We start from the raw sequence: 12,856 nt of genomic DNA, 5'->3' as shown, positions 1-12,856 counted from the left end.
CCTGCGAGGACGGCGGTGACCGGCGTGCCGGAAACACCCCCTGACCCACCCATCCGCAGTACCCAACAGTGAGGAATCCACCAATGAAGCTGAAGAAGACAACCCTCGGACTCGCGGCGGTCTTCGCCGCAACGGCGCTCGCGCTCACCGCCTGCAGCGGTGGCGGCCGCGGCGGCGACGCCTCCGGAAGCACCGACGCCTCCGGATCCGCGAACGGCTTCGCGGCCGACGCGACCATCGGCATCTCGCTCCCCTGGCTCGGCACCCAGAACTGGAAGGAGGCCGACGACCTGTTCACCAGCAAGCTGAAGGACGCGGGCTTCACGCCTCTCGTCCAGGCCGCCGACAACAAGGCGCCGCAGCAGCAGCAGCAGATCGAGGCCATGATCGAGCAGGGCGCGAAGGTCATCGTCGTCGGCCCCGTCGACGGCAAGCAGCTCGGCACGGTGCTCGAGAAGGCCGCCGCCGCCGGCGTCGCGGTCATCGGCTACGACCGTCTGCTCGAGAACACCGCCGCCGTCAACGCGGTCGTGCAGTTCGGCTCGGTGCGCACCGGTGAGCTGCAGGGCGAGTCGCTGCTCAAGGGCCTCGCCGCTCGCAAGGGCAACGGCCCCTACAACATCGAGCTCTTCGGCGGCGGTCCCGCCGACCCGAACGCCCCGGCGTTCTTCGAGGGCGCGATGAAGGTGCTGCAGCCGAAGATCGACGACGGCACCCTGAAGGTCGTGTCGGGCCAGACGCAGTTCACGCAGGTCGCCACGCAGGACTGGGACAACTCCAAGGCCCAGGCCCGCATGGACTCGCTGCTGTCGGGTTCGTACAGCGACAAGAAGATCGACGGCGTGCTGTCCCCCAACGACGGCATCGCTCGCGCCATCCTGACCTCGGCCCAGCAGGCCGGCCAGGACGTCCCGGTCGTGACCGGTCTGGACGCCGAGAACGAGTCGATCGTCTCGATCTGGCAGGGCAAGCAGTACTCCACGGTCGCGAAGCCGACCGACCAGCTCGTCGACAAGACGATCGAGCTGATCAAGGACCTGCAGGCCGGTAAGGCGCTGCCCGCCCCGAGCGAGCAGGTCGACAACGGCACCAGAAAGGTCGACGTCTACCAGCTCGACCCGGTGGTCGTGACGAAGGACAACGCGCAGGAGGTCTTCGCGAAGGACCCGTCGCGTCTCGCGCTGCTGAAGTAATCAGCGTCTGAGAGAGAAGGCGGTGAGGGGAGCATCCCCTCACCGCCTTCTTCGTCGTTCGCATTCGCGTCCGCACCGGCTCACGCCCGCCACCGCGCGCCGCCAGCCGCCGCACCTCCCTGCCACGCCACCGCGCATAGGCTCTCTGCATGCCCACGTCCCGCCAGACCCGCTCTCTGAATCGCGAGATCCTGCGCCTCGCGGTGCCGGCGCTGGGCGCGCTGATCGCCGAGCCGATGTTCCTCATCGTCGACGCCGCCCTCGTCGGGCATCTGGGCGTCGTCCCCCTCGCGGGGCTCGGGATCGCATCGGCCATTCTGCAGACGATCGTCGGACTGATGGTGTTCCTCGCCTATTCGACGACGCCGGCCGTCGCACGCCGATTCGGCGCCGGTGAGCACGGGGGCGCCGTGCGCGCCGGGATCGACGGTCTGTGGCTCGCGCTCGCGCTCGGCACCGTCCTCGCCGTCGTCGGCTCTCTCGCCACGACGGGCCTCGTCTCGCTGTTCGGCGCCGACCCCGCGGTCGGCCACCAGGCGGTCATCTATCTGCAGCTGTCGATGTGGGGCCTTCCGGCGATGCTCATCGTCTTCGCCGCGACGGGCCTTCTGCGCGGCATGCAGGACACGGTGACGCCGCTGTGGATCGCCGGGATCGGCTTCGCCCTCAACGCGGCGCTGAACGCCCTCTTCATCTACGGGTTCGGCTGGGGCATCGCAGGGTCGGCCGCGGGCACGGTCTTCGCGCAGTGGTCGATGGTCGGCGCGTACGCGTTCGTCATCGGGCGCCTGGCACGGCGGCATGCGGCATCCGTTCTGCCCCAGCGCGAGGGGCTGCGCGGGTCGGCGGCAACGGGCGGGTGGCTGTTCCTGCGCACCGTGTCGCTGCGCGCCGCGTTCCTCGCAACCGTCGTCGTGGCGACCTCGATCGGCACGGATGAGCTCGCCGGATGGCAGGTGGCCTTCACGATCTTCTCGACGGCCGCCTTCGCACTGGATGCCTTGGCGATCGCCGCGCAGGCGTTGATCGGTCGCGGCCTCGGAGCCGCCGACGAGCTGTTCGTACGCCGCGTGCTCGGCCGGACGGTGGCGTGGGGCGCCTGGTTCGGTGTCGTGGTCGGGGGCACGATCGGCACTCTCTCGGGTGTGATCGGGCTCGTCTTCACGGGATCGTCGGATGTCGCGGCGCTCGTGCAGCCCGCGCTGATCGTGCTCGCCGTCGCGCAGCCCGTGTGCAGTGTCGTGTTCGTGCTGGACGGCGTGCTGATGGGAGCGGGAGACGCCCGCTACCTCGCGCTCGCGGGCGCCCTCAACCTCGTGCCGTACGCCCCCGCACTGGTCGCCGTCTGGCTGCTGCATCCGACCGGCGCGGTCGGCCTCGCGTGGCTCGCCGCGTGCTTCTTCGGCGTCTACATGCTGGCGCGTCTGGCGACCCTGGGCTGGCGTGTGCGGCGCCCGCAGTGGCTCACCGCGGGGGCATGACCGGCGCCGCCTCTGCGGCACGGATCGCCCGCGGGCTCACCGCGATGCGAGCAGACGGAGCGCTCACGCCCAGCGGCGGCACCATTCGTACATCACGACGGCGGCGGCCGCGCTCGCGTTGATCGAGCGGGTCGAGCCGTACTGGGTGATCTCGACGACGGTGGATGCCGCGGCGATCGCCTCGCCCGACAGCCCGGGACCCTCCTGACCGAAGAGCAGGACGCACGCCTCGGGCAGATCGGCCCGGTCGACCGGCACCGAGCCGTCGACGTTGTCGACGGCGACGATCGGCAGGCTCGCGTCTCGGGCCCAGGCGGCGAGCGCGGCGACATCGTCGTGGTGACGGACATGCTGGTAGCGGTCGGTGACCATGGCGCCGCGGCGGTTCCAGCGCCGACGACCCACGATGTGCACCACGGCCGCGCCGAAGGCGTTGGCGCTGCGCACGATCGAGCCGATGTTCATGTCGTGCTGCCAGTTCTCGATCGCGACATGGAACGGATGCCGGTGCGCGTCGAGATCGGCGACGATCGCCGCCATGGTCCAGTAGCGGTACGCGTCGACGACGTTGCGGCGGTCGCCGTTCGCCAGCAGATCGGGGTCGTAGCGCGGGTCGGAGGGCCAGGCATCCGGCCCGCCCGGCCAGGGGCCGACTCCGACGGGGAGTTCGACCTCGGCCGGCTCGGCCGGCTCGGCGTGCTCCGTCGGTTCCGCCGGCTCCGGCTGTTCCGTGGGCTCCGTCGGTTCCGTGGGCTCCGCGGGCTCCGACTGCGGCTCTCGGCGCGCCGGGTCCTCGGTCTGACTCACCGCATCAGGCTAACGGTTGGCGCCGCCCCCGCCTCGGCCCGCCCCAGTCCTGGCTCGCGCCCTTCCCCCTCGCGCGGCTCCGCACCCGCACCCCGTCCTGGCCCGCGCCCGGCCCCTCACCCGCCCCGCCCTGGCCCCTTCGCGCGCGGCCCGGCCCGAACTCCTCCATCACGCACGCTCCGGAGCTACCGCCCCGCAGAAAGCCGCGGGGCGCGTGTTCCACACCCACCGATATGGAGGAGTTCGGCCCGTGGCGCGGATATTTCGGTCACCCGAAATATCTGCTAATTTTTCGGCATGCCGAAATCTGACGTCCCGACCCGGCCGATGCGCACCCCGCGAAACGACTTGTCCGCTCCCACAGGCGGGACCCCGCGCGGTCAGCGCGCCGCGTGGCTGCTCGGCCCGGCCCTCGTCGCCGGAGTCGCCTACCTCGACCCCGGCAACGTCGCGAGCAACATGACGGCCGGTGCGCGCTTCGGCTATCTGCTCGTCTGGGTCGTCGTGCTCGGCAATGCGATGGCGTGGCTCATCCAGTACCTGTCGGCCAAGCTCGGCGTCGTCACTGGTCGCAGCCTCGCCCAGGTGCTCGGCGATCGGATGCGCAGCCCCTGGGCGCGCCGCGCCTACTGGCTGCAGGCCGAGCTGGTCGCCGTCGCGACCGACGTCGCCGAGGTCATCGGTGGAGCCGTCGCGCTGTGGCTGCTGTTCGGCGTGCCGCTGCCGCTCGGTGGGCTGATCACCGGCGCCGTGTCGATCGTGCTGCTGCTCGTGCAGCAACGGCGCGGCGCGCGCGCGTTCGAGTTCGTCGTCATCGGGCTTCTCGCCGTCATCGCGCTCGGATTCACGTTCGGCGTGTTCGCCGCCCCGCCGGATGGCGCGGGCGTCGCCGCGGGTCTCGTCCCCCGCTTCGAGGGGTCGGACTCCGTGCTCCTGGCCGCGTCGATCCTGGGGGCGACGATCATGCCGCACGCGATCTACGCGCACAGTGCGCTCGCGCGCGACCGCTTCGTGGCCGCGTCGGCGCGGCCCGAGGACCGCGCCGCAGGCATCCCGCGTCTGCTGCGCGCGACCCGCTGGGACGTCACGGTCGCGCTGGTGATCGCGGGCACGGTGAACCTCTGCATCCTGCTGCTGGCCGCGGCGAACCTCGCGGGCGTGCCGGGCACCGACACCCTCGAGGGCGCCTACGCGGCGCTGCACACCGGGCTCGGCGCCGTGGTCGCGACGCTGTTCGCCGTCGGGCTGCTGGCGAGCGGCCTGGCGAGCACGGCGGTCGGCGCGTACGCCGGTGCGGAGATCATGCAGTCGCTGCTGCGCGTGCGCGTGCCGATGATCCTGCGACGCCTCGTGACGCTCGTCCCCGCGATCGCGATCCTCGCGCTCGGCGCCGATCCGACCTGGGCACTCGTGCTCAGCCAGGTGGTGCTGAGCTTCGGCATCCCGTTCGCACTCGTGCCGCTGGTCGCCCTCACCGCCCGCAGCGATGTGCTCGGTGGGCTGCGCAACAGGTGGTGGACGACCGCGGCCGGCGCCGTAGCCGCCGTGTTCCTCATCGCGCTGAACGGGTTGCTGCTGTGGCTCGTGCTCACCGGCGGGTGAGGGCGAACCGGTGCCACCCGCGGGTGAGAGCGGACAGGGCCCACCCGCCGCGCGCCGGATAGCCTGTGTGCGTGCACATCCAGTCCTCGGCCGTCGACGACTACCTGAAGACGATCTACCACCACACCGAGTGGCAGACCGCGCCCGTGACGCCGTCGCAGCTGGCATCCGAGCTCGGCCTCGCGCCCTCGACGGTGACCGAGATGGTGCAGAAACTCGCCGCACAGGGGCTGGTGTCGCACCGGCCGTACGGCCCCGTGTCGCTGACGGAGGCCGGGCGTGTGCGTGCAGCGGCCGTGGTGCGGCGGCACCGGCTCATCGAGACATGGCTGGTTCGCGAGTTCGACTATGCGTGGGATGAGGTGCACGACGAGGCGGAGGTGCTCGAGCACACGATCAGCGACCGGCTTCTCGAGGGGGTGTCGGCGCGCCTCGGGCATCCGACGCGCGACCCGCACGGCGATCCGATCCCGGATGCCTCGGGCGCGGTCGTGCGTGAGCCCTTCGTCTTGCTCGCCGAAGCGCGCATCGGGCACGTCGGACGCGTGCTGCGCGTGAGCGACCGCGACCCCGCGCTGCTGCGCGCACTCGAGTCCGCGGGGGTCGACGTGGGTCACACCGTCACGGTCGCCGGGCGCGATGCGGTGCGCGTGGATGGCGGCGCGACCCTGGAACTGCCCGCCGGCGCGGCATCCGCGGTCTGGCTGACCGTCTGACCCGGCGCTGCCGCGACCGGGGGGGGAGCTCGGGGCGGCGACTGCCCCGGAAACGCCCACCGTGTCCCACTTTCTGTCGCTTGGCCCCTCGCCGAACAGCACAATCTGGGACACAGCCTGCAGAAAATGGGACACGCCCGCCAAGGAAGACCACGCCGGGCACGCCTGCCCCAGCCGGATGCGCTTCACCAGGCATCCCACCCACCATGTCCCCCGAGCGCGACATGGATGCCTCACCTCCGCTCCACTCCCGCCGCAGCCACACCGTGTCCCACTTTCTGTCGTCCGGACACTCGCCGAACGACAGAAAGTAGGACATGCTCCGCCGAAAGTGGGACATGCACCCGCACAAAAGGGGACAAGGCCCCGACTCGGCACCCACAGCACCCCGCACCGCCTCGCGGCACCCACAGCACCCACAGCACCCACAGCACCCCACAGCGCCTCACATACCCACAGCAACTCGCAGCGCCTCGCGGCACCCGCAGCACCAGCAACGCCCGGCAGCGGGACGGATGCCGCAGGATCAGCGGCGGCGACGGGCGCGGCTGGCCTTGAGGTAGGGCCACGGAAGGCCGGTGGCGTGCTCGCAGTAGTGCCAGAGGCGTGCGGCGATCTCCGGGTCGCGCGTGATCTTCGACGGTGTGGCGAGTCGCGGGGCGCCGTGCACGATCCGCGAGGGTCCCCAGAAGTCGCCGCCCTGGGCATCCGGGTCGACGAGGGCGCGCACCAGCGACCAGGCACCGCGCTCCTTGGACTGCGTGATCGGCGCCTGCAGGTTGTCGGTGAAGCGTTTGGCGAGCGACGGCTCGTTGATCCCGACGATGCCGCGCGTGCGGCCGCCGATCGAGAACCCGGGGTGCGCGACGAGACTCGCGATCGGCACTCCGGCGGCGCGCAGACGCCGGTCGGCCTCGAGCCCGAGAGCCGCCGTCGCGACCTTCGACTGCACATACGCACGCCACGGCGTGTAGCCGTTCTCGAGCTCGGGGTCGAGCGGGTCGTAGGGCCACATCGACGTCGACATGGAGCCGACCCAGACCATGCGCCCTCGCCCGGCCGCGAGCGGCAGCAGCAGTTCGCCCGCGAGCGCGTAATGGCCGAGGGCATTCGTCGCGAAGACGACCTCGTGACCGTCCGGAGTGGTCTCGCGATGCTTGGGCGGATGCACGATGCCGGCGTTCAGAAGCAGGCCGTGCAGACCCGCGCGACCGCGCACGGTCGCGGCGGCCGCACGCACCGACCCGAGGTTGCTGGTGTCGAGCAGAAGCGTCTCGACCGAGGCATCCGGAACCAAGCGCCGCACCGCAGCACGAGCGGATGCCAGCCGGTTCGGATTGCGACCGGTCATGATGACGTGCCCACGCGCTTCGGCGAGCTGCAGCGACGCGAAGAACCCCAGCCCGGCCGTCGAACCCGTGACGAGGTACCGCCTGCCCTCGAGGTCGGCGAGGCGGTCCGGGTGCCAATCGTCGCGTGCCACGAGACTGAGACTAGGCCCCCGCGCCCCCGCTAGGGTGGGGGGTATGCGGACACGCGCCGATATCGAGTGCTGGCTCACAGACATGGACGGCGTTCTCGTCCACGAGAACAAGCCCATCCCCGGGGCTGCGGAGCTTCTCGCGCAGTGGCGCGACACGGGAACACCCTTCCTCGTGCTGACCAACAACCCCTTCTACACACCGCGCGATCTCAGTGCTCGGCTGCGGATCTCGGGGCTCGAGGTGCCCGAGGATCGCATCTGGACCTCGGCGCTCGCGACGGCGCAGTTCCTGCGTTCGCAGCATCCGGGCGGCACGGCGTTCGTCATCGGCGAGGCGGGCCTGACGACCGCCCTCCACGAGGCGGGTTACGTCATGACCGAGACGCAGCCGGACTACGTCGTCGTCGGCGAGACGCGCAACTACTCGTTCGACCGCATCACGCAGGCGATCCGGTTCATCAACGCGGGCGCCCGGTTCATCATCACGAACCCGGATGCCACCGGACCCACCCCGTTCGGCGTCGTTCCGGCGACAGGGTCTTTCGCCGCGCTCATCACGCACGCGACCGGCAAGGCGCCGTACGTCGTCGGCAAGCCCAACCCGATGATGTTCCGCTCGGCGATGAACCGCATCGGCGCGCACTCCGAGAACACCGGGATGATCGGCGACCGGATGGACACAGACGTCGTGGCGGGCATCGAAGCGGGCCTGCACACGATCCTCGTGCGCACCGGCATCTCGGACGACGCCGAGATCGAGCGCTACCCCTTCCGCCCCGACGAGGTCCTCGACTCGGTCGCCGACCTGCTCTCCGCCGAGCCGGTCGAATCCGAGGACCCGGACATCCTGTGAGCGGGGCCGAGGCGGCGGAGTGACGAGCGAAGACGCGAGACCCGACGGTTCGGGACGCCGCGTCACGCTCGCCGAGGTCGCCGAGAGAGCCGGGGTCTCCCGCTCCGCGGCATCCTTCGCTCTGAACGGACGCCTGGATCAGCGCCTGTCCGCCGAGACGATGGCCCGCGTGCGCCGCGCCGCCGACGACCTCGGCTACCGTGCGAACGTCACGGCGAAGACGCTGCGCACGGGCAGATCGGGGACGGTCGCGCTCGTCTCGGACTTCGTCAGTTCGACCTCGTTCGCCAACTCGATGGTGCGAGGGGCTCTGGAACGCCTGCGCGAGGCGGGCCTGCTGCTGTTCACGGTCGACACGCAGGGCGATGCCGAGGTCGAACAGCGTTTTCTCGACGATCTGATCGCACGCGACATCGACGGCATCCTGTACGCGTCGATGTTCACGCGCCGCGTCGAGGTGCCGGCGTCGGCCCGGCGGGTGCCGCTGGTGCTGATGAACTGCGAAGCGACGGAGGGCCCGGCCGTCTCGTCCGTGATCCCCGACGAGGAGCAGGCCGGTGCGGCCGCCGCGCAGTTGCTGCTGCAGGCGGGTCACGACCGAGGCATCTGGTTCGTCGGCACGTTCCCCCCGGGCCGCACCGGAGGGGACGCCTGGCACGCGTGGGGGCCGATGGCCCTCCCCCTGCGCCTGCGGGGGCTTCGCGACGCCCTGCAGGACGCCGGAACCGATCTCGCGGGAGAGGTCGCGATCGACGACGACTGGGACGTGCGCAACGGGTTCGCCGCCGCGCAGCGACTGCTGGCCGACGGCGTCGTCCCTCGCGCCCTCGTCTGCATCAACGACGCCGTCGCGATCGGCGTGGGCAACGCCCTGCGGCGCGCGGGGCTCCACGTACCGACCGACGTGTCGCTCGTGTCGTTCGACGGCGGCCTGCTCGCCGCGGCATCCGACCCCGCACTCGTGTCGCTGCGCCTGCCGCAGGTCGAGATCGGGCGCCGTGCCGCCGAGCTCCTTCTGGAGCACGGCGAGGCGCGCGTCGAACGACTGCGGATGCCTCCGACCGACGGCGCCTCGATCGCCCCGCCTCGCGACTGAATCGCCCTCTTTCGTCGTGTGCGAGCGGGTCTTGCCGTTCCAGCTAAATCGGTATAGCTTGTGTCTCGACGGCACCGATGCCCGGAAGGACCGATGTCGGGCACGGATGCCGCCGCCGTTTTCCTTCATCCGCACGTACAAAGGAGTATGACCATGAGCGCCACCCTCGCTCGCACCTCTCCCAACCCCTGGTGGGTGGGCTTCGTCTGCGGAATGGCGACGTTCGTCGACGCCGCAGCGACGACCGGCATCGCCGTCGCTCTGGTGCTGTTCCAGTCACCGGCTCCGGGAGCGGCCGGGCTCACGTTCGACCAGGTCGGGCTGCTGACCGGTGTCCTCACCGCCGGTGTCGCGGTGGGCTCGCTCGTCGGCGGCAGGCTCGCCGACCGATTCGGGCGCCGACGCGTCTTCCTCGTCACGATGACCCTCATCGTCCTCGGTTCCCTCACCCCGTTCCTCGGGGTCTCCATCGGTCTCCTGCTCCCCGGCATCGCCCTGATCGGCCTCGGCGTCGGCGCGGACCTCCCCGCCGCCCTCGCCTCGATCTCCGAGGCGGCGACCGACCGCAACCGGGGCAAGATCCTCGTCTTCTCGAACCTGCTCGGCGGGTTCGGCATCCTGCTGGCCGTCCTCATCGGCATCTTCTTCGGCGCGCTCGGCGAGACCGGAGGCCGCATCATGTTCGCCGCATTCGGCGGCGTGGGCATCGTCGTCCTGCTGCTGCGCCTGACGATCCCCGAGTCGGCATCGTGGATCGCCGCCCGCGACGAACGCCTCAGCGGTGTGCAGACCGTCCGGGCCGAGCGGGGCCGTCTGCGCGACTTCGGCCGCGCGCCGTACCGCCGCCCGTTCGTGACGCTGCTGGTGTACTACACGCTCGCCTCCGTTGCCGTCAGCGTCGCCGGCAGCTTCGGTCCCTTCGTGGCGGTCAACGTCGCCGGCATCCCGGTGAACGAGTACCAGACCTGGACGCTGCTCGCGATGCCCGCCGCGATCCTCGGCGCCGTGTGGTTCATGGCGGTGGCCGACACGCGCTGGCGGATGTCGTACTTCGTCGCCGGGTCGATCGCCGTCGTCGCGGCGAACCTCGTGCCGGTCGTCTTCGGCTTCACCCTGCCCGCGCTCATCGTGTCGGTGCTCGTGTCGACGTTCGCGGGAGCGTTCTGCTTCGAGACGATCATGAAGGTGTGGACGCAGGAATCGTTCCCGACCATGCTGCGCTCGACCGCGCAGGGCACGGTCTACGCCGTGGCGCGCTTCGCGACGGCCGGATTCAACGTCGTGACCCCGGCTCTGCTCGTCCTCAACCCGAGCGGCGTGTACGCCGGGGTGTCGATCGTCGCCGCGCTCGGCTTCTTCATCGGCTGGGTCGGCTTCCGTCGGGGCGTGCGCAACGAGTTCGACGTCGAGGATCGACTGGTGACCGCGGCATCCCCGGTCGCGCCGGTTCTCGCCGGCGACCCGCTGCGCCCCTGACCGAGCCGGGCCACATCACCCCGTTCCGCCCATCGAGAGATCGGATGCCCCATGAACGTTCAGCCCTTCGCCACCGAGGTCCGCGGGCTCACCCTCCGCGGCACGCACTACCTGCCCGGTGACCCCTCACCGACCGGGCCGGTTGCGCCGCGCACCACGGCGGTGCTGCTGCACGGATTCGGCGGCAGCCGCGTCGAGACGACCGGTGTCTTCGTGACGCTGGCGCGCGCGCTCGTCGCGGCGGGTATCGGCGTCGTGGCGTTCGACCGCGCGGGCCACGGCGAGAGCGACGGCGAGTTCTTCGACACGACGGCATCCGGCGACATCGCCGACACGCGCGACGTGCTCGCCGCGGTGCGCGCACTCCCCGAGGTCGACGCCGACGACGTGCACCTGGTCGGCATGAGCCTGGGGTCGGTGATCGCCGCCGCAGTTGCAGCCGAGGAGGCGGACGTCCGCTCGCTCACGATGTGGTCGACCGCATCGGTCTTCGTCGACGACATCCGAGCCGGGCAGATCCAGGGCCGTTCGCTCGCGGCGCTCGATGCGCCCGGCGGGTTCTTCGACTTCTTCGGCATGCGCATGGGCCCGGCCATGCGTGACGACGCGCTCGGCTTCGACCCGTACGCGAGAGCGGCCGCCTACCGCGGGCCCGCGCTGCTTCTGCACGGCACGGCCGACTTCGTGCCCCTGCGCTGCGCCGAGAGGTACACGCAGGCCGATGTCTTCGGCGAGCGCGCCGAACTCGTCGTCGTCGAGGGAGCCGACCACGGCTGGGCGCAGCTGCCCCAGCGCGACGACCTCATCGCGCGCACCGTCTCGTTCATCCAGAACCACTCCGAAAGGACCGCCTCGTGACCACTCCGCTCATCGCCCCCGCGACCGGCATCGGCGAGGTCGTGCGCCTCGGCGCTGTCGACGTGCTGCTCGAAGGTCACCTCGACATCGACGACACCGACGGCATCCGCCCGCTGCGTCTGCCGCGCCGCGCTGGGGCGCACTTTCCGCCGAACGGCGAGATCCTGCGCGCCATCACCTCGAACGCGAGCGGCGTGCGTGTGCGCCTCACGACGGCGGCGACGCGGCTGTCGCTGACGTTGCGCTGCACGCAGCTGTTCTTCGACGAGCTCCCCGGTCCCGTGAACGACATCGTGGTCGAGGTCGACGGCGCGCCGGTGCACGTCGTGCGGGCGCCGGTCACCGACATCCGCCGCCTGTCCTGGACGGGGGATGCGGCGAGCTCGTCCATCATGTCGCCCCCCGCGACGCTCGAGTTCACCCTCGACGGCGCCGGCGAGAAGGACGTCACCGTGTGGCTGCCGCAGGGCATGACCGTCGACCTGCAGGATCTGAGCGCGGATGCCCCGGTCGCGGCCGCCGAGCCCTCTCGGGCGCCGGTGTGGATCCACCATGGCAGCTCGATCAGCCACTGCGTCGAAACTCCCTCACCGACCGGGGCGTGGCCGGTCATCGCCGCACGGAGGAGTGACCTGTCGCTCGTCAACCTGGGTTTCGGCGGACAGTGCATGCTCGATCCATTCGTCGCCGATGCGATCGCGGCGAGTCCCGCCGACGTCATCTCCCTCAAGGTGGGCGTCAACATCGTCGGCGCCCGCTCGATGGACCAGCGCACCTTCACCCCGGCGGTGCACGGCTTTCTCGACCGGGTACGCGTCGGCCACCCCGACACGCCGATCGTGCTGGCGTCCTCGATCCTCTGGCCGGGCAGCGAGGACGTGCCCGGGCCGGCCGATGTGGAGTTCCTCGAGGGCGGGCGTGTGCGCTGCCACACGACGGGCGCCGCCGGCGACGTCGCGAAGGGCGCGCTCACGATGACGGAGTCGCGGCGGCAGCTCGCCGAGGTCGCACGCGTGCGCGCGGCATCCGGCGAACCGATCTCCTACCTCGACGGGCTGAGCCTGTTCGGACCCGACGACCAGGCCCGCTACACGCTGCCCGACAGCCTGCACCCCGACGCGGAGCTGTACGCCGAGATCGCCGCCCGCTTCGCCGCCGCCGTGTTCGGGGAGGACGGGCTCGTCCCGCGCCGCGAGCTAGGCTGACACTGCCCGCCTGTGCCCGGGCGGAGGAGGCGTCGTGAACCCGACCGAGCAGACCCTGCTGCTGGCCACCAGCGCGCTGATCCTCG

Annotated in this window: 11 protein-coding genes; 9 read left to right on the top strand and 2 right to left on the bottom strand. The window is 71.1% G+C overall.

Annotated features, from left to right (window positions below):
* The first annotated feature begins 83 nt into the window (after positions 1–83).
* Together JOE64_RS01670 and JOE64_RS01665 are read left to right on the top strand one after the other, a co-directional pair.
* Positions 84–1,193 carry a substrate-binding domain-containing protein gene (locus JOE64_RS01670; RefSeq protein ID WP_204962611.1) on the top strand — a complete coding sequence of 370 codons (1,110 nt, stop codon included), beginning with the start codon at positions 84–86 and terminating at the stop codon, positions 1,191–1,193.
* Between the two features lie 149 nt (positions 1,194–1,342).
* Positions 1,343–2,674, top strand: a complete 1,332-nt coding sequence (locus JOE64_RS01665) for an MATE family efflux transporter (protein WP_204962610.1) — start codon at positions 1,343–1,345, stop codon at positions 2,672–2,674.
* 63 nt (positions 2,675–2,737) lie between these two features.
* On the opposite strand, the gene JOE64_RS01660 is transcribed toward JOE64_RS01665, so the two are convergent.
* On the bottom strand, positions 2,738–3,481 hold the full coding sequence (locus JOE64_RS01660; RefSeq protein WP_204962609.1) for a TrmH family RNA methyltransferase: 744 nt from the start codon (positions 3,479–3,481) through the stop codon (positions 2,738–2,740).
* A 327-nt stretch (positions 3,482–3,808) separates the two neighbouring features.
* Here JOE64_RS01660 and JOE64_RS01655 point away from each other — a divergent pair, with 327 nt between their 5' ends.
* Positions 3,809–5,083, top strand: a complete 1,275-nt coding sequence (locus JOE64_RS01655) for an Nramp family divalent metal transporter (protein ID WP_239531844.1) — start codon at positions 3,809–3,811, stop codon at positions 5,081–5,083.
* Between the two features lie 77 nt (positions 5,084–5,160).
* Positions 5,161–5,799 carry a metal-dependent transcriptional regulator gene (locus JOE64_RS01650; RefSeq protein WP_204964909.1) on the top strand — a complete coding sequence of 213 codons (639 nt, stop codon included), beginning with the start codon at positions 5,161–5,163 and terminating at the stop codon, positions 5,797–5,799.
* Positions 5,800–6,325: 526 nt separating this feature from the next.
* Here JOE64_RS01650 and JOE64_RS01645 read toward each other — a convergent pair.
* Entirely contained in the window at positions 6,326–7,282 is a 957-nt protein-coding gene (locus tag JOE64_RS01645; protein ID WP_271202416.1) for an SDR family NAD(P)-dependent oxidoreductase, read from the bottom strand.
* Positions 7,283–7,325: 43 nt separating this feature from the next.
* Between JOE64_RS01645 and JOE64_RS01640 the strand changes: the two genes are divergently transcribed.
* The 5 genes from JOE64_RS01640 (at position 7,326) to JOE64_RS14750 (ending at position 12,770) form a co-directional block, all read left to right on the top strand.
* The gene (locus JOE64_RS01640; RefSeq protein WP_204962606.1) at positions 7,326–8,135 is read left to right on the top strand and encodes an HAD-IIA family hydrolase; all 810 of its coding nucleotides are present in this window, start codon (positions 7,326–7,328) and stop codon (positions 8,133–8,135) included.
* Positions 8,136–8,154: 19 nt separating this feature from the next.
* Entirely contained in the window at positions 8,155–9,231 is a 1,077-nt protein-coding gene (locus JOE64_RS01635) for a LacI family DNA-binding transcriptional regulator (protein ID WP_204962605.1), read from the top strand.
* Positions 9,232–9,384: 153 nt separating this feature from the next.
* Positions 9,385–10,707: an MFS transporter gene (locus tag JOE64_RS01630; RefSeq protein ID WP_204962604.1), complete on the top strand. Its 1,323-nt coding sequence runs from the start codon at positions 9,385–9,387 to the stop codon at positions 10,705–10,707.
* A 51-nt stretch (positions 10,708–10,758) separates the two neighbouring features.
* A complete protein-coding gene (locus JOE64_RS01625; protein ID WP_204962603.1) occupies positions 10,759–11,565 on the top strand; it encodes an alpha/beta hydrolase in 807 nt (268 codons plus the stop codon).
* Positions 11,562–12,770: a GDSL-type esterase/lipase family protein gene (locus JOE64_RS14750; RefSeq protein ID WP_204962602.1), complete on the top strand. Its 1,209-nt coding sequence runs from the start codon at positions 11,562–11,564 to the stop codon at positions 12,768–12,770. The genes JOE64_RS01625 and JOE64_RS14750 overlap by 4 nt, the downstream gene beginning before the upstream one ends.
* Positions 12,771–12,856 lie beyond the last annotated feature (86 nt).

The sequence above is a fragment of the Microbacterium dextranolyticum genome (assembly GCF_016907295.1).
Taxonomy (GTDB): domain Bacteria; phylum Actinomycetota; class Actinomycetes; order Actinomycetales; family Microbacteriaceae; genus Microbacterium; species Microbacterium dextranolyticum.
This window is presented reverse-complemented; position numbering and strand designations above follow the sequence as displayed.